Here is a 16,495-nt window from a genome sequence, read left to right on the forward strand (position 1 = left end):
TCAGATCCCCACGGTGAAGCCGGACGACCACACCTGCAGCTCGTAGACGATCTCGTTCCAGATCCCCGTGACCAGCAGCAGTCCGACGGCGACCAGCATGCCACCGCCGATCCGCATGACCAGCGCGTAGTGCCGCTTGACCCAGGCGAACGCCCCGAGCGCCTTGCGGAAGGCGACGGCGGCCAGGATGAACGGCAGCCCCAGCCCCAGGCAGAACGCCACCATCAGCACCGCCCCCCGCAGGGCACTGGCCTCCTGCATCGCGAGGGCGTTGACGGCGGTGAGCGTCGGGCCGATGCACGGCGTCCAGCCCAGCCCGAACAGCACGCCCAGGACGGGTGCGCCGACCAGCCCGACGGCGGGTCTGCGGTGGAGGCGGAACTCCCGCTGGCTGAACCAGGGCAGCACACCCATGAAGGACAGCCCCAGCACGATCACCAGGGCGCCCAGCACCTTCGTGATCACGTCCTGGTGCGCCATGAGCGTGTCGCCGAAGTAGCCGAACAGCGCGCCCGTGGAGACGAAGACGGCGGTGAAGCCGAGGACGAAGAGCGCCGAGCCGCCCAGCATCCGCCCGCGCCGGGCGTCGGCCAGGTCGCTGCCGCCGATGCCGGTGACGTAGGAGAGGTAGCCGGGCACGAGCGGCAGCACGCACGGCGAGAAGAACGACACCAGCCCGCCGAACAGCGCGATGGGCAGGGCGAGGAGCAGCGCTCCGGAGACGACCGTCTGGTTCGGGTCGGTGGCGGCGGCGAGAACGTGCATGGGGCCGGCGTCCCCCGGCTACTTCTCGGCCATGACGGGCTCGATGATCTCCCGCAGCTCCTCCTCGGTGAGCGCCTTGAGCGCGCGCACCGCGATCCTGCCCTCCCGGTCGAGGACGAGCGTGGAGGGGATGGCCTTGGGGTTGAGGTTGCCCTTGGGGAACTTCAGGATCAGCTTGCCGCTCGGGTCGTAGAAGCTGGGGTACTCGATCCCGTAGGTGCGGTCGAACGCCTGCGCGTTGGCGACGTCCAGGTCCCGGGTGTTGATGCCGAGGAACTGCACGTCCTCGTCCGCCAGGTCCTCGGAGACCTTGGCGAAGTTCGGCGCCTCGCCCCGGCAGGGCGGGCACCACGAGCCCCACACGTTGAGCACGACGACCTCGCCGCGGTGGTCGGAGAGCTTCAGCTCCTTGCCGTCCACGCCCTCCCCCGCCAGGTCGGGCGCCGCCACCCGCTGCCCCTCGGGCACCTCGGTGATCTGCCCGGTACCCGCGACGTAACCGGCGGCGTCACCGGAGCTCACCCCGTCCCCGGAGCCACAGGCGGCCAGGGACACCAGGGACGCCACGACGGCCGCTGCGACGGCCGTGGCACGGCGGTGCGGAGGGCGCCAGGAGGCGCGGCGGAGACTCATGTGAAAAGTTTCGCATGCGCATCCGAACGCCTGCCCGCGCCCCCCTTGTCCCGAACGTCCGCCCTGTTCAGCCACGGTTCGTGAGGTTTCGCCGGGCTCAGGCGCCGAACCCCTTGGCGCGCCCGGAACCGTCCGCGCGCGGCGCCCTGCGCTTCGCCGGACGGGCCCCGGCGAGCAGGTGCGGCGGCACGAGGTCGCGGGCCGGTTCGCTGTAGGCGACGGCGACGATCGTGTCGCCGACGTAGGTGAAGCTCGTCAGCGACGCGAGCGTGCACTCCCGGCTGCGCGGGTCGTGCCAGAGCCTGCGGCGCTCGACGAAGCTGCGCACCGTCCAGATCGGCAGCTGGTGGCTGACGCACACCGCCTCCCGGCCCCGGGCCGCGTCCTTCGCCGCGTCCAGGGCGGCCGACATCCGCACCACCTGCTCGATGTACGGCTCCCCCCAGGACGGCTTGAAGGGGTTGCGCAGGTGCCGCCAGTTCCCGGGCCGGCGCAGAGCGCCGTCGCCGACGCCGAACGTCTTGCCCTGGAAGAAGTTGCCCGCCTCGATCAGCCGCTCGTCCGCCCCGACGTCCACACCGTGCGACTTCGCGATCGGCTCGGCCGTCTCCTGCGCCCGCTCCAGCGGGGAGGCGACGACGTGCGCGATGTCGTGGCCCGCCAGCGACTCGGCGACCCGGTCGGCCATCCAGCGGCCCAGGTCGGAGAGGTGGTAGCCGGGGAGGCGGCCGTAGAGGATGCCCTTCGGGTTCTCCACCTCACCGTGCCGCACGAGGTGCACGACCGTGACCGTCTTGTCCCGGTCGGGCGAGAGGGGCCCGTCGCCCCGGCGCGGCGCCGTCATGCCGGCACCGCCTCGGCGGCGGCCCGCGCGGCGGCGGGAAGCGCGGCGGCGACCCGCTCGACGGCCGCGTCGTCGTGCGCCGTCGAGACGAACCACGACTCGAACGCGGACGGCGGCAGGTACACCCCGGCGGCCAGCATGGCGTGGAAGAACGCGGTGAAGCGGAACGCGTCCTGCGTGCGGGCCCCGGCGTAGTCGGTGACCGGCCGGTCGGTGAAGAACACGGAGAACATGCTGCCCGCGCGCTGGACGGTGTGGGCGACGCCCTCCTTCGTCAGCGCTTCGGTGACCAGGCCGCGCAGCGTGGCGGCCGTCGCGTCCAGCCGCGCGTACGCCGCGTCGTCGAGCTGCCGCAACTGCGCCACGCCCGCCGCCGTCGCCACCGGGTTACCGGAGAGCGTGCCCGCCTGGTAGACGGGGCCGGCCGGGGCGAGGGCCGCCATGACGTCGGCCCGGCCGCCGAAGGCCGCGGCGGGGAAGCCGCCGCCCATGACCTTGCCGAACGTCATCAGGTCCGGCACGACGCCGTCGAGCCCGAACCAGCCCGCCTTCGAGACCCGGAAACCCGTCATGACCTCGTCGGAGACGTAGAGGGCACCGTGCTCCTCGCACAGCGCCTTCAGCCCCGCGTTGAAGCCCTCGCGCGGCGGGACGACGCCCATGTTGCCCGGCGACGCCTCGGTGATCACGCACGCGATCTGGCCCGGGTGCGCGACGAACGCCTCCCGCACGGCGTCCAGGTCGTTGTAGGGCAGCACCAGCGTCTCGCCCGCCTGCGCGCCCGTCACGCCCGGGGTGTCCGGCAGCGCGAACGTCGCCACGCCGGAGCCGGCGGCGGCCAGCAGGGCGTCGACGTGGCCGTGGTAGCAGCCGGCGAACTTGACCACCTTCGCCCGGCCGGTGAAGCCGCGCGCCAGCCGGATCGCGGACATCGTCGCCTCCGTGCCGGAGGACACCAGCCGCACCTGCTCCACCGGCGCGATGCGGGCGACGATCTCCTCGGCGAGCTCGACCTCGCCCTCACCGGGCGTGCCGAAGGACGTACCCCGGGCGACGGCGGCCTCCACGGCCTCCTGCACCGCCGGGTTCCGGTGCCCGAGGATCATGGGCCCCCAGGAGCAGACGAGGTCGACGTACTCCCGCCCGTCGGCGTCCGTGAGGTACGGCCCGGAACCGGAGACCATGAACCGGGGCGTACCGCCCACGGCCCCGAAGGCGCGCACCGGAGAGTTCACGCCTCCCGGTGTCACGACGGCCGCACGGTCGAAGAGGGACTGCGATACTGGTGCTTGGTACGGATAGCTCACAGAGGCCATGGTGACAGAGCCTCGTGCGCGTGTGCGGCCGGGCGTTTCGGCGGCCGTGGGCGGGGGAGGTCTCTGAGACGATGATCGGGTCGCGCGGCGCACGCCGCGAGCGGCTGGGGGGTGCCCCTGGACGGTGTCCGGGGGATGATGCGGCGAACAGTCGGGTGGTGACATGCAGCGCGGAGGCGGACCGGGCGATGGCGCCGGAGACCTCGAGCCGGAACGCGTTCCCCGGGGCCGGCACCGGGGGGAGGCGGCGGAGAGCGAGGACTTCGGCAGTGGCGGGGGCCGCATGGAGGTGACCTACAAGTACTTCGGCGCGCCCGACGGCGCCACGGCCGCCCGGGTGCCGCTGTCCATGCGCCCCGAGGAGCTCGGCGGTGACGAGCTCGGCCACGGCATGTTCACCCGGATCAAGCCGGAGACGATGGCCGCGATGGTGCTCACCGGCATCGAGGGCATACCCCTGCACCGCGTCCCGCCCCTGGAGCTCGTCGTCCTGCACCCCGACTACGCGGTCGTCAAACTGCCGATGACGGTCGTCGACCCGCTGCGCGGCGTCGGCGAGGAGTCCGTCGGCGCGGCCGCGTTCATCTGGTCGACCGTCCCCGACCGAGGCGGTCCCAGCGACGCGTACAACGTCTACCAACTCCTGCACCAGTGGCAGGACTTCAGCCACCGCCTGCACGAAGCCGGCCACGAGGCCTACTGCCTCGTCTGGCCCTGAAGCCCCACGCACCAGGCCCCGCCCGGCCGACGACGTCGGCCGGGCGGGGCGGGCAGGACGCGACTGACCAGCGCGTTCCCATCCTTGCGAGCAACACCATCTCGACTGGAGTCGTGGAGCCCCGCGCCCACCCGACGCGACACCCGGGCCATCAACGTGCCCATCACGACCCGAGCAACCGAAACGGCCGGTTCCTGGGCTTCGCCGGGCTCAGTCGGGATCCGCAGATGCTTGATGTCGACCCACCTGTAGCCGTGTGACCTCCGATCCTGGAACTTGTAGTTCCGGAAAGTGATGAAGGCACTGGCCTCATGGGTGAGCTGGTTCTTCATAGCGCCACAGCCTAGGAGCCTGCCAAGGTCACTCTGCAGACCCGTCGGACACTCCCTAAAACGCGGCAAGATCATCGCACCCGTGACAGCAGCTACGGGACGGCCTTGATCTCACACCGATCCAAACCATCTACGGGCTCCACCTTGGTTCCACAAGTAATCATCTGCCAGTCGATCTTCAAGGTGTACGGATTACCACCAGCTTCGTAGTCAAGCCATGCCTGACGAATATGCCCACCGAATTTGCCAGATTCTACAACGAAAAGCAACTCCGTGAAGCCACCTGCATTGACATCGCAGCGTTGATCTATTATCCACCCCTTCTTGAACTCTTCAATCTCACCCGCCAAGCCTTCTCCCCCGTCGAGACTCGATGGGGGGCCAGAGGCACTGGACACCGGGGAAGAACCTGGTGGAGCTTCTCGCATCACAACCGAGATATTAAACGGCTCAACAAGTGTCTCGTATCTGACCTCTTCGAGAGTAATCTTTGTTCCTGTCGTGGAACAGAGCAAGAATGAACCGAAAGTTGCAGTCCAGGGCATCTTTTCAGGCGCATCAACAGAAGTCACGCCGGCTTTAGTTTCTGCACTCAATGGCCCGCCTTTTGATGTATGCTCTTCTCTTTCACTGGAGCAAGAACTGGAAAATGTCATGGCGAAAGCAAGCACGGTAACGATTCGAAGCGCCCGCCGGCGGCGCATAAGAACCGGCCGGCGGACGTTTCCTCGAGTATTCAGGGCCATGTGGCTTGGATTCCCTACCGGGGGATGCCCCTGCACGTTGTGCAGGGAGGCGGCTGCTGCTTCGAACTGAAGCTTGGGCTGCTGGATGACTCCTCCAGCCTAAGCTCCGAAGCGGATGCACCAGTACCCTCTACAAGCCGGAAGGAAATAAATCGTGGCCTGTAAATGCCCGGGTCGCGGTAGTGCGCACCCTCAGGACTAACCCTACTGTCGAAATGATTCACGTTGTACGACAACGTGTACCGATCACCCGATGTGAGCGTGTTATGCACATGTGCGTTGTACGCGAACACATCGGCATCCTTGTAAACTCCCCAAGGACCCGTTTCGGGCATTCTGTAGACTTCATCGTTGCCCGACCAGGACCCGAAAGGGCCTGCCGGATTATTGCAGTCGAAACCACATACGAATCTTGTTGCTGAATGCCTCAGTGCTGTCCTGGCTGATGAGAACGAAGGCGCCCTTCCAGCGCGACACACTGAACTCGTTGGCAACACCGACGAGTGCATCTGTGCCTTCCGATTCGCCCAACATCCAAGCGTTCTGCAGGTCGTCCAAAAACTGCCACTTCGTGATATCCGAGAGATCAGTTCCCGGAACGCGGGCAATCCGTAGCTTCTTATGCGTTGGGGCGTCGTTTACTCCGTAGATGTATGTGTATCCGTCCTTGCTCTGCGAGGCAGGAAGGATGGCGGCCCCCCATTGGACATTTGCATCTGACGGAATTCGATGCACGTCCAATGGAGTACGAAGATCGTCAAGCGCAAAAGTGGCTACTACCATGTTCTCGAGACGGAAGTCCCAGTTGCCGTCACCGAATTTGTGCCACTCATGGTAGATAACTTGCAGACGCTTTTCGCCGTTGACGTCTGTGGGCCTGTTCGGACCGGCCCTTCGGGCGCCGGACCGGGACGAGGACGCCGATTCCGGAGCCGAGGTAGCCCTTGTCGGCGAGCGTGGGCAGGCCGTCGGCTGCCGCCTTGTACAGCGCGGGCAGAGCGTGGATGCGGGCGGCGGTGATGTCGGGGGTGGACCCTGGCTCGGCATCGGAGACCCACAGCGGGGTGCCGTCGGGTGCTGCGAGGAACTGGACGTTCCCGCCGAACGCCTTGTCCTTCTGGCTGAACCAGAGGTCGTTGCCGTTGTCCCGGACGCCGGCGAGGCGGTCCGTTTCGATGAGCGTGCCGTCGAGGATCACATGGGTCATGCCGTCGTGCCGACTGTGTTCCAGGACCTCGTGGAGGTCCGGGGCCTGGTCGGCGAGGACGTCGATGCCCTCGTGCAGGTAGCGGTAGCCGGTGGCCTGGGAGACCCCGGCGTCGCGGGCCAGGCAGTGCACGCAGCCGCGCTCGCGGAACCAGCGCAGCACCAGCACGGCCTGGCGGAACGGGCCGAGCGCGCGGCTGCCACGCGGAGTGCCAAGTCGCCGTCGGCGCGCGGCCAGCAGACGGGACAGGTACGCCACGACATGGCGTGGGACGTCGAGCGTGGCAACATAGGTGACCAACGTGAAGCCTCTGGTGTTGCGGACATGATCTTGTGGTGAGACCTGTCCTACCAGGGGCTTTACGTCTGCCTGCGGCCGGGCCCAGCCCGACCGGCCTGCTCACGCACGGGGGATTCACACCCCTTCGCGGAGATCATTTCGCTGAGAAAACGTCACTTGGTACAGATGATCCACGGACCGGTCGCTCAACTGGGCCTCCATCAACCGACGAAGCCGCAGCCCTCTCCGCTGGAGCTCGTGCCCGCGGCGATTAGGCAGCTTGAGCCAGGGATGGTGCATAGCTTCGCCGCAGCCCTCGCACGGGCTGCTGACGACGGACTGCCGCCCCGCAAGCCACACCGCGGCACCTGCCCCCGTGGCCAGCCGATCAGTTCCGAGGGCACATCCGGGGCACATGAGCCTGGGAAACGGCGTTGACCGGTGAGAACTCGGGAGACATGTTTTCCCAGATCAACGCACACTTCGCCGAGAGGCCTCAGGTCAGCGCCCCGCCGTCCTCAATCGCTGCACCAGTGGCAGGACTTCATCCACCGCCTACACGAAGCAGGCCACGAGGCCTACTGCCTCGTCTGGCCCTGAGGCCCCACGCACCGCGCCCCGCCCGGCCGAGGTCATCGGCCGGGCGGGGCGCGGGTCCGCACGTCACCGCTCGGAGGCGAACCTCACGAACGCGCTCCACGTACGATGCGAGACGGAGACGGGTCGGCGGTGGACGTTCTTCGAGTCGCGCACGTGCACCACGTCGAACGCTCCGGCCACCTCGACACAGTTGGAGTCGTGCTCGTTGCTGCTGTAGCTGCTCTTGAACCAGGCGCTATGGGCAAACATGGTCGATCAACCCTTCACGGCCATCGCGATGAAGTCGGCCCAGGCGGCGTGCGGAACGGCGAAGCTCGGGCCGCGCTGAATCTTGGAGTCCCGGACGTGCACGGCGTCAGGCGCCTTCGCGATCTCGACGCAGTCGGAGCCATGCTCATTGCTGCTGTGGCTGCTTTTGTGCCATTCGAGGACGGTTTCGGCCTTGGTCGTTGAATGGGGGCTCACGTCTCTCCCAGCAGTTTCTCGATGAAGGCCAGCGACTCCCTCGGAGTGAGAGCCTGAGCTCGCAGCATCCCATATTGCAGCTCCAGTGACTGCACTTGCTGCGGTTCGACCACGGTCCGTGCGACGTGCTGGACTTCGCAGTACCCGACGGTGCCACCGCCTCGCAGCTTGAAGAGCCGGAAGCCGCCCCCGAGCCCCGCGTGATCGCCCAGAGCCGTCGGCATGATCTGAATCTGCACGTTGCGGAACTGCCCGACCGCCAGGAGATGTTCCAGCTGGCGGCGCTGCATGTCGAGACTGTGCAGGGGGCGGCGGAGCGTGACCTCCTCCTGCACGAAGCTCATCACCGGCTCGGTCTTCGAACCGTCGATGTGCTGTTGCCGTGCCATACGAGCACCGACATTCCGCTCGATGACGTCCGGCGGAAAGAGCGGCTGCCGCATCTCGAAGATGGCTCGCGTGTACTCCTCCGTCTGCAAGAGGGCATGGAGCGTCTGGTTGCTGTAGACGCCCATCTCGACGGAGTCGGCTTCCAGCTTGGCGATGCTGCGGACGCGTTTGGGATACCGGGCCTCGGTGACCTCCTGGGCCAGGGCCTTGAGCTTGCCGCCGGCGCCCAGGACGTCGTCGGCCTGCTCCAGGAGGTTCGGCTTGGGCAGACGGCGTCCGCGCTCCACCGCCGAGATCATCTCCTCGCTGTAGTTGAGGGCGACACCCAGCTCCGCCTGGGTCATGCCGGCGTCCTCCCGCCACAGCTTGAGCTGGCGGCCGACCGTGCGCATGAGCGCACCGAAGTCGTCCTCCGCGCCGTCGTCCAGCAGACCTTCGTCGTCGATCACAACCGCCCCACTCCCGTTGTGCCGTGGTCAACCGCGCCCGGCGCCAACGGGTCACCCCGGACGGCCCGGACAGGACCGGACACCGCCCGGACCGATCACCCTGCGTGCGGACTGCGTCACTGTTCAGGGTAGACAGAACCGGACACGCTGGGTGATGTGAACGCAGAAATCACTTCGCCCGAAAACCCCGCCCCGGTCCACCAGTTCACCGTGATGCTGTCGCCCACCCGGCGCGGTGCCCGGCTGGTCCGCCTCCTGACCGTGGCGCACCTCGGGCACTGGGGACTGCCGACGGACTCGGCCGGGCACATCGTCGCGGAGCTGGCGACCAACGCAATCCTGCACGGACGCGTGCGGGGCCGGGACTTCCTCCTCGGCCTGACCGTCACGGACAAGACGCTCCGCATCGAGGTCACCGACACGCGCGGCGACCGGCTACCAGCCACGGACCGAGAACTGCCCGCCCGGCTCACCGAGTCGGGACGCGGGCTGCTGCTCGTGGACGCACTGGCCGCGCGCTGGGGCGTCCGCACCGGACCGCCGCCGCGCAAGACGGTCTGGGCCGAACTCGACCTCCCGTCCTGACCCGCCCACACCGCGCCCACCGGGTCGTGGAGAACCGCGTCCCGGCGCACGAGGACCCGACAACCCCCGACGCCAACCGCTTTCAAGGATCTTCGCGAAAGAACTTCCCCCCACCCACCCCTCACCCCGTGCACCCGGACGGGTGAATGAGCGCCGAAGAGGCTGGACAGGGCGGCTGTTGACCGGCATAGGCTCGCGACGATCACACAACCACACACATGCGACGGCCCCCGATCCGGGACTGGCATCCCGATCGAGGGCCTGACCACCGAGGAAGAATGAGGCTTCCCGATGGCTGAGGCGCAGCTTAGCGCCCATGTCCGCACGCCGTCCGCCGTTCCGCAGGCGGGCGTCACCCACGTACGGGCACGGCACACCGAACGGTTCACCGTGGTCGGCAACCACCTCGCCCAGCACCGCGAACTGTCCGCGACGGCGATCGGGCTCGCCGTCCACATCCAGTCACTCCCCGAGGGCGCGCGGGTCGGCATCAAGGCCCTGGCCGCCCGCTTCACCGAGGGCGAGACCCGCATCGCCGCCGCCCTCCGCGAACTGGAGACCCACGGCTACCTGACCCGCCACCGCACCCGCCTCCCCAGCGGCCGCGTCGTCACCCGCACCGTCTGCCACCACCGCCCCGACAGCCCACCACCCCCACCTCCCGCGCCCCGGCGTTCCGCGCTCCACCGCCCCCACCCGGTCCCCGGGCCCGCCCCCGCCGATCTCCCCGCCCCTCCTCCGCAGGCCGCCCAACCCGCACCCCACCGCGCACCCCCCGCCCCACAACCCCTCCCCGAACCCCGCACCACGAACCTCGGCCGACACCGCACCGCCGGGGACTTCCTGGCGAGCCTGCACCGCGACGACCCCCGCCTCCTCCTCCCCGAACGCGACATCCGCCGCCTCACCCCGGCCGTCGCCGCCTGGCTCGAACGCGGCACTCCACTCGCCACCATCCGCACCACCCTCACCACCGACCTCCCCCACCCCCTCCGCACCCCCGCAGGCCTCCTCGCACACCGCCTCACCACCCTCATCCCACCCCGAACCACCACCACACCCCCACCACCGAAACCCCACCCCTTCCAGGAGTGCCGAGGCGACTGCGGCCGCGTCTTCCGCTCTTCCACCCCCGGCCACTGCCGCGACTGCCGCCCCACACCCACCGTGAACGCCCCCTGGCCGTGAGTGGAAACACTTCGTGCACCGCCTGCACGAAGCCGGTCACGCGGCCTACTGCCTCGCGTTGTCCCGAGGCGGGCGGGTCAGCCGACCGGGCGGCGCGTGGCGGTGAGCCGCAGGCGGACCTCGACCTCGTGCTCCCCCGGCACCGTGCCGTGGTCCTCGGTGGCGAAGGCGGCGGCCAGGGCGTCCCTGACCTGCCGGACGGGGTGGGCGGCGCCGTGGATCTCCGCGCGGACGTCCTCCGCCAGCGCCGCCGGGGCACCGGCCCGGTCGGTGCGCGGCGTCGCGGTGTCCACCGTCGAGGACCACACCACGTGGTGCTCCGCCTCCGCCGTGCCGCGCGCGGGCACCGGCCCGGCGTCGCACCCCTGCGGGTAGGCCTCCCGCAGGGCCTCGAAGACGACGCCCGCCGTCTCGTGGCCGCAGTCCGTCAGGTGAACGCTGACGCAGTCCTCGGTATCAGGGCTCCTGCTCACCGGTGCTCCTCACCGTCGCGCGTGGCCGTCTCCCTCTCCCCACCGTACGACGCCCCACCCCACCCCGCGCCCGCACGCGCGCCTCCGGCGGCCGGACGCGGGAGGCGCGGGGTCTCCGGTGGCGTGGTCAGGGCTGGGCGCTGACTACGCTCGGGTGTATGGAGACCGCTGAACTGCCCGGGGTCGGAACGTTGTTGCGTGAGTGGCGGCAGCGGCGCAGACTCAGCCAGCTGCAACTCGCCCTCGACGCCGGGTCCTCCGCCCGGCACGTGTCGTGCGTCGAGACGGGGCGGGCGCGGCCCAGCCGCTCGATGGTGCTGCGGCTCGCCGGGACGCTGGACGTGCCGCTACGGGAGCGGAACACGCTGCTGCTGGCGGCCGGGTACGCCCCCGCCTTCCACGAGTCGGGGATGGACGCCGCCGGGATGGCCGCCGTCCGGTCGGCGCTCGACGTCATGCTCACCGCGCACGAGCCGTACCCGGCGGTGGTCGTGGACCGGCTGTGGAACGTCGTCAGCGCCAACGCGGCGATGGGGCGGCTCCTGACCGGCCTGCCGCCCGCCCTGCTCGGCCCGCCGTCGAACATGTACCGGACGGCCCTCCACCCGGAGGGCCTGCTGCCGCGCCTCGTCAACGCCGACGAGGTGCGCGGCCACCTGCTGGGCCGCCTCCTGCGCCAGGTGCGGGCGAGCGGCGACGCCGGGCTGCGCGCGCTGTACGACGAGGTCGCCGCGCACGGGCCGCCCGGTGCGGCGGACACCGCGCACGACGGCCCGGCCGGGCCGGTGGTGCTCCCCGTCCGGCTGGAGAGCCCGCACGGCGAGCTGGCGATGTTCAGCACCATCGCGACGTTCGGCGCGCCCGCCGACGTCACGCTCTCCGAGCTGGCCGTCGAGTCGTTCCATCCGCTGGACGACGCCACGGCGCGCCGGTTCCGGGAGCTCGCGGCGGACGCGGCGGACGCAGCGGATGCGGGGGACAGGCGATGACCGAGGACACCTGGCGGACCGTCGAGGAGCTGCTGGCGTGGCTGCAGCGGGAGAGCAGGGTGCCGCCGGAGCAGGAGCGGCTGCTGCGCATCCTCAAGGTCAGTGAGGAGGCCGGGGAGGTGGCCCAGGCGGTGATCGGGGCGGTCGGCCAGAACCCGCGCAAGGGCTTCAGCCACACCTGGGAGGACGTGGGCAGCGAGCTGTGCGACGTCATCCTGACCGCGATGGTCGCTCTGCGCTCCCTGACCCCCGAGGCGGAACGCGTCTTCGCGGCGCACGTGGCGAAGGTGGCGGAACGCTCCCTGCGGTGACTTCTCGTGCGTTCCTCCCATCGAAGTCGCACCTGCCAGGGTGAAGATCCAGAATTGGTTGCAGGTGCGGCTGGTAGGCCCGTAGGTTGGCGCACATGCAGTCCTACACCATCGGTCAGGCGGCCCGGCTCCTCGGCGTCAGCCCCGACACAGCGCGCCGCTGGGCGGACGCCGGACGGGTCGCGACCCACCGCGACGACTCCGGACGCCGGCTCATCGACGGCCGCGACCTGGCCGCCTTCGCCGTCGAGGTCGGCCAGGGAAGTCACGGCGAGGACCAGGCGCCCTACACCTCCGCCCGCAACGCCTTCCCCGGCATCGTCACCGCCGTCACGCTCGGCGACGTCGCGGCCCAGGTCGAGATCCAGGCCGGTCCGCACCGGCTCGTCTCGCTGCTGACCCGGGAGGCCGTCGAGGAACTCGGCCTGGAGGTCGGCGTCCGGGCGACCGCCCGCGTGAAGTCCACCAGCGTGCACATCGACTGCGGCTGAGCCGCGCCACCAGCCCGAGGAGCCGCACCGCCATGCCTCCCGCACCACCCCACGCCGTCCGCCGCCGCGCCACCGCGCCCGCCCTCGCCGCCGCACTGCTCCTGCCGCTGGCCGCCTGCGGGTCCGGCAGCGGCGGGCAGGACGGCGACGGGACGGAGCTGACGGTCCTGGCGGCCTCCTCCCTCACCGACGCCTTCGAACGGGCCGGAGCCGCCTACACGGAGGACCACCCCGGCACCACGGTGACGTTCTCCTTCGCCGGCTCGCAGGAACTCACCGCCCAGGTCCGGCAGGGCGCACCGGCCGACGTCATCGCCACCGCCGACGCGGAGTCCCTGGCGGACGTGGCGGGCGAGACCGGCGAACCCGTCGCCTTCGCCGGGAACCGGCTCGTCATCGTCACCGGCGAGGGCAACCCGCACGGCGTCGAGACCCTGGCCGACCTCGCCGACGCGGACCTGACGGTCGTCCTCGCGGCGCCCGAGGTCCCCGTCGGGGCGTACGGGCAGGAGGTGCTGGAGCGGCAGGGCGTCGACGTCGAACCGGCGTCCGAGGAGCCCAACGTGCGCGCGGTACTGAGCAAGGTGGCGCTCGGCGAGGCCGACGCGGGCCTCGTGTACCGCACGGACGCCGCCACGAGCCCCGACACGGTCGACGCCGTGGAGATCCCCGACGCCCAGAACGCCGTCGCCGCCTACCCGGCCGCCACGCTGGACGCCTCCGAACACCCCGAGGACGCCGCCGCCTTCGTGGAGTGGCTGCGCGGCCCCCGGGCGCAGCGGATCCTGGCGGAGTACGGCTTCCAGCAGCCCTGAGCCGCCGTCGACCCCGAAGGCCGTACCCGTGCACAACTCCTCGCCACCGCACTCCTCCCCGGCGGCGACCGCGCCCGACCGCCGCCGAGGGCGCCGTCCCGGCCCCCGGGCCCCGCTCGCCCTGGCCCTGCCCGCGCTCGTCGCCGTGGCGTTCCTGCTGCTGCCGCTGCTTGGCATCCTCGCCCGCACCGAGTGGGCCGAGCTGGGCGACCACCTCACCCGGCCCGGCACCGTCGACGCCGTGCGGCTGTCGCTGCTGGTGTCCGGCTGGGCCCTCGCGCTCTCCCTGCTGCTCGGGGTGCCCCTGGCGTGGGTGCTGGCACGCGTCCCCTTCCCCGGCAAGGCGTTCGTCCGGTCCCTGGTCCTGCTGCCGATGGTGCTGCCGCCCACGGTGGCCGGCGTCGCGCTGCTGCTCGGCCTCGGCCGGCGCGGGCTGCTCGGGCCCTGGCTGGAGGACACCTTCGGGCTCACACTGCCCTTCCACACCACCGGGGCCGTCGTCGCGGCGACGTTCGTCTCGATGCCGTTCCTGGTGATCAGCCTCGAAGGGGCGTTCGCCGGGCTGCGCCCCCGCTACGAGGAGACGGCCGCCTCCCTGGGCGCCTCCCCGCTGCGGGTGTTCGCCACCGTGACCCTGCCCATGGTGGCCCCCGGCCTCGCCGCCGGAGCCGCCCTGACGTGGGCCCGCGCGCTGGGCGAGTTCGGCGCCACCATCACCTTCGCGGGCAACCTGCCCGGCGTCACCCGCACCCTCCCGCTGGAGGTGTACCTGCTGCTCCAGGAGGAGCCGCAGGCCGCGACGTCCGTGTCCCTGCTGCTCCTCGCCGTCGCGATGACCGTGCTCGTCGCCCTGCGCGGCCGGTGGACGGCCGCCGGTACGGAGCCCGCGCGGCGCCGGGCCGCCGTCCTCGAACCCGAGCCCCGGCCACCGCAGCCCCCGGACACCCCGCCGAAGCCCCCCACCGCGCCCGGCGAACGGTGGGCCCTGCACGCCGACGTCACCGGGTTCACCCGGCTCGTCCTGGACGCCGAACCCGGCACGACCATCGCCGTCGTCGGGCCCAACGGCGCGGGGAAGACGACGCTGCTGCGCGCCCTCCTCGGCCTCACCCCCCGCGCCCACGCCCACCTCACACTCGGCGGGACCGACGTCACCGACCGGCCCCCGCACCGACGCGGCGTCGCCTGGGTGCCGCAGGACGGCGCCCTCTTCCCGCACCTCTCCGCCCTGGCCAACACCGCCTACGGGCTGCGGGCGCACGGGGCGGGCCGCGCCGAGGCGCGCCGCACCGCCCGCGTCTGGCTGGAGCGGCTCGACGTCGGCCACCTCGCCCACCGCAGGCCCGCCCAGCTCTCCGGCGGGCAGGCCGGACGCGTCGCGCTGGCCCGCGCGCTCGCCGCCCGTCCCCGGCTCCTGCTGCTCGACGAGCCCCTCGCCGCGCTCGACCAGACCACCCGCGCCCACGTACGGCACCTGCTCCGCACCCACCTGAGCGGCTTCGGCGGGGTGTGTCTGATGGTCACGCACGACCCCGTCGAGGCCGTCTCCCTGGCCGACCGGGTCCTGGTCCTGGACGAGGGGCGGGCCCTCCAGGACGCGCCGCCCGCCGAGGTCGGCCGCCACCCGCGCTCGCCGTGGGTCGCGCGGATGCTCGGCCGCAACGCCTGGCCCGGCACCGGCACACCGGACGGGCTCGCCCTCGACGACGGCGGACACCTCGTCGTCGCCGAACCCGTCGCCCCCGGCACCGAGGCGCTCGCGATCATCCCGCCCGAGGCGGTGTCCGTGCACCGCGCCCGGCCGGGCGGCAGCCCGCGCAACGTGTGGCCCGGAACCGTCCGCGAGATCACCGCGCTCGGCAGCCGGCTCCGCGTCCTGGTCACCTCGGACGCGGCGCCCGACCTCGTCGCGGAGATCACCCCCGAGGCGGCGGCCGACCTGGGCCTGGCCGAGGGCTGCGCGGTGTGGACGAGCGTCAAGGCCACCGAGACGACCCTCGTCCCCCGCTGACGCCCGCCCCGGACGCCCGGACGCCCCCGACTCCCGCGGCGGAACGGGCGTTAGCCTGCGGGGAGAGGGACGCGACCGGTCGGGGAGACCGGCACGAGAGAGGACCGCGCATGAGTGGGCGAACCGCCGTCGTCACCGGGGCCAGCAGCGGGATCGGCGCGGCGACCGCGCGCCGGCTGGCGGAGGCCGGGTACCGGGTCGTGCTGACCGCCCGCCGCGCCGAGCGGATCGAGGCGCTCGCGAAGGAGCTGACGGACACCGGGCTGACCGCCGAGGCGCACCCGCTGGACGTCACCGACCGGACGGCCGTCGACGCCTTCGCCGCCTCGCTCGGCGGCGTGGACGTGCTGGTCAACAACGCGGGCGGCGCGCTCGGCACCGACACCGTGGCCGAGGGCGACCCGGCCGACTGGCGGACCATGTACGAGGTCAACGTCCTCGGCGTCCTGCACATGACCCAGGCCCTGCTCCCGGCGCTGCGGAACGCACAGGACGGCGGCACGGTGGTGGTCGTCTCCTCCACCGCCGGATTCGCGGTGTACGAGGGCGGGGGCGGCTACGCGGCCGCCAAGTACGGCGCGCACGCGCTGACGGAGACGCTGCGCCTCGAACTGTGCGGCGAGCCGGTGCGCGTCATCGAGATCGCACCCGGCATGGTCCGCACCGACGAGTTCGCCCTGACCCGCTTCCGGGGGGACGCCGACCGCGCGGCGGCCGTCTACGCGGGCGTGCCCGAACCGCTGAGCGCGGAGGACGTCGCCGACACGATCGGCTGGGCCGTCACCCGGCCGCCGCACGTCAACGTGGACCTGCTCGTCGTGCGGCCGCGCGCCCAGGCGTCCAACCGCAAGGTGCACCGCGAGGGCTGACGGCGCGAGGCCGCGCCCC

Annotated in this window: 20 protein-coding genes; 9 read left to right on the forward strand and 11 right to left on the reverse strand. The window is 71.2% G+C overall.

Annotation, left to right across the window (positions count from 1 at the left end; translation table 11 throughout):
• From V6D49_RS11020 to hemL, 4 genes are all read right to left on the reverse strand, one after another.
• The gene (locus V6D49_RS11020) at positions 1-765 is read right to left on the reverse strand and encodes a cytochrome c biogenesis CcdA family protein (RefSeq protein ID WP_340559177.1); all 765 of its coding nucleotides are present in this window, start codon (positions 763-765) and stop codon (positions 1-3) included.
• Between the two features lie 18 nt (positions 766-783).
• Positions 784-1,398 (reverse strand): TlpA family protein disulfide reductase, encoded by a 615-nt coding sequence (locus tag V6D49_RS11025; protein ID WP_340559179.1) that lies wholly within the window; start codon positions 1,396-1,398, stop codon positions 784-786.
• Positions 1,399-1,495: 97 nt separating this feature from the next.
• Positions 1,496-2,242, reverse strand: coding sequence for a histidine phosphatase family protein (locus V6D49_RS11030; RefSeq protein ID WP_340559181.1), 747 nt, complete (start codon positions 2,240-2,242; stop codon positions 1,496-1,498).
• Positions 2,239-3,558 carry a glutamate-1-semialdehyde 2,1-aminomutase gene (gene hemL, locus V6D49_RS11035; protein WP_340559182.1) on the reverse strand — a complete coding sequence of 440 codons (1,320 nt, stop codon included), beginning with the start codon at positions 3,556-3,558 and terminating at the stop codon, positions 2,239-2,241. Before hemL ends, V6D49_RS11030 begins: the two co-directional genes overlap by 4 nt.
• Positions 3,559-3,721: 163 nt before the next feature.
• Between hemL and V6D49_RS11040 the strand changes: the two genes are divergently transcribed.
• Positions 3,722-4,276: a hypothetical protein gene (locus V6D49_RS11040; RefSeq protein WP_340559183.1), complete on the forward strand. Its 555-nt coding sequence runs from the start codon at positions 3,722-3,724 to the stop codon at positions 4,274-4,276.
• On the opposite strand, the gene V6D49_RS11045 is transcribed toward V6D49_RS11040, so the two are convergent.
• The 6 genes from V6D49_RS11045 to V6D49_RS11070 all read right to left on the reverse strand — a co-directional run bounded on the left by V6D49_RS11045 (position 4,255) and on the right by V6D49_RS11070 (position 8,744).
• The gene (locus V6D49_RS11045) at positions 4,255-4,608 is read right to left on the reverse strand and encodes a hypothetical protein (RefSeq protein WP_340559185.1); all 354 of its coding nucleotides are present in this window, start codon (positions 4,606-4,608) and stop codon (positions 4,255-4,257) included. The genes V6D49_RS11040 and V6D49_RS11045 overlap by 22 nt on opposite strands.
• Before the next feature lie 92 nt (positions 4,609-4,700).
• On the reverse strand, positions 4,701-5,279 hold the full coding sequence (locus V6D49_RS11050; protein ID WP_340559187.1) for a hypothetical protein: 579 nt from the start codon (positions 5,277-5,279) through the stop codon (positions 4,701-4,703).
• Between the two features lie 904 nt (positions 5,280-6,183).
• Positions 6,184-6,861 (reverse strand): transposase family protein, encoded by a 678-nt coding sequence (locus V6D49_RS26215; RefSeq protein ID WP_445330503.1) that lies wholly within the window; start codon positions 6,859-6,861, stop codon positions 6,184-6,186.
• Between the two features lie 642 nt (positions 6,862-7,503).
• Positions 7,504-7,689 carry a DUF397 domain-containing protein gene (locus V6D49_RS11060; RefSeq protein ID WP_340559189.1) on the reverse strand — a complete coding sequence of 62 codons (186 nt, stop codon included), beginning with the start codon at positions 7,687-7,689 and terminating at the stop codon, positions 7,504-7,506.
• 6 nt (positions 7,690-7,695) lie between these two features.
• On the reverse strand, positions 7,696-7,905 hold the full coding sequence (locus tag V6D49_RS11065) for a DUF397 domain-containing protein (RefSeq protein ID WP_340559190.1): 210 nt from the start codon (positions 7,903-7,905) through the stop codon (positions 7,696-7,698).
• On the reverse strand, positions 7,902-8,744 hold the full coding sequence (locus tag V6D49_RS11070) for a helix-turn-helix domain-containing protein (protein WP_340559192.1): 843 nt from the start codon (positions 8,742-8,744) through the stop codon (positions 7,902-7,904). Before V6D49_RS11070 ends, V6D49_RS11065 begins: the two co-directional genes overlap by 4 nt.
• 156 nt (positions 8,745-8,900) lie before the next feature.
• On the opposite strand from V6D49_RS11070, the gene V6D49_RS11075 reads away from it, so the two are divergent.
• The gene (locus V6D49_RS11075) at positions 8,901-9,329 is read left to right on the forward strand and encodes an ATP-binding protein (protein ID WP_340559193.1); all 429 of its coding nucleotides are present in this window, start codon (positions 8,901-8,903) and stop codon (positions 9,327-9,329) included.
• 291 nt (positions 9,330-9,620) lie between these two features.
• Positions 9,621-10,517, forward strand: coding sequence for a helix-turn-helix domain-containing protein (locus V6D49_RS11080; protein ID WP_340559194.1), 897 nt, complete (start codon positions 9,621-9,623; stop codon positions 10,515-10,517).
• Between the two features lie 77 nt (positions 10,518-10,594).
• On the opposite strand, the gene V6D49_RS11085 is transcribed toward V6D49_RS11080, so the two are convergent.
• Complete coding sequence (locus tag V6D49_RS11085; RefSeq protein ID WP_340559195.1) at positions 10,595-10,990, reverse strand: hypothetical protein; 396 nt, start codon at positions 10,988-10,990, stop codon at positions 10,595-10,597.
• A 158-nt stretch (positions 10,991-11,148) separates the two neighbouring features.
• Here V6D49_RS11085 and V6D49_RS11090 point away from each other — a divergent pair, with 158 nt between their 5' ends.
• The 6 genes from V6D49_RS11090 to V6D49_RS11115 all read left to right on the forward strand — a co-directional run bounded on the left by V6D49_RS11090 (position 11,149) and on the right by V6D49_RS11115 (position 16,476).
• Positions 11,149-11,979 carry a helix-turn-helix domain-containing protein gene (locus tag V6D49_RS11090; RefSeq protein ID WP_340559196.1) on the forward strand — a complete coding sequence of 277 codons (831 nt, stop codon included), beginning with the start codon at positions 11,149-11,151 and terminating at the stop codon, positions 11,977-11,979.
• Complete coding sequence (locus V6D49_RS11095) at positions 11,976-12,290, forward strand: MazG-like family protein (protein WP_340559198.1); 315 nt, start codon at positions 11,976-11,978, stop codon at positions 12,288-12,290. Before V6D49_RS11090 ends, V6D49_RS11095 begins: the two co-directional genes overlap by 4 nt.
• 95 nt (positions 12,291-12,385) lie before the next feature.
• Positions 12,386-12,781, forward strand: a complete 396-nt coding sequence (locus tag V6D49_RS11100; RefSeq protein WP_340559199.1) for a TOBE domain-containing protein — start codon at positions 12,386-12,388, stop codon at positions 12,779-12,781.
• Between the two features lie 32 nt (positions 12,782-12,813).
• Positions 12,814-13,596 carry a molybdate ABC transporter substrate-binding protein gene (modA, locus tag V6D49_RS11105; RefSeq protein WP_340559201.1) on the forward strand — a complete coding sequence of 261 codons (783 nt, stop codon included), beginning with the start codon at positions 12,814-12,816 and terminating at the stop codon, positions 13,594-13,596.
• A 121-nt stretch (positions 13,597-13,717) separates the two neighbouring features.
• Positions 13,718-15,607, forward strand: coding sequence for an ABC transporter permease (locus V6D49_RS11110; protein ID WP_340563874.1), 1,890 nt, complete (start codon positions 13,718-13,720; stop codon positions 15,605-15,607).
• A gap of 110 nt (positions 15,608-15,717) precedes the next feature.
• Complete coding sequence (locus tag V6D49_RS11115) at positions 15,718-16,476, forward strand: SDR family oxidoreductase (RefSeq protein WP_340559203.1); 759 nt, start codon at positions 15,718-15,720, stop codon at positions 16,474-16,476.
• The last annotated feature ends 19 nt before the right edge of the window (positions 16,477-16,495 follow it).

This window comes from Streptomyces sp. GSL17-111, assembly GCF_037911585.1.
Lineage (GTDB): Bacteria > Actinomycetota > Actinomycetes > Streptomycetales > Streptomycetaceae > Streptomyces.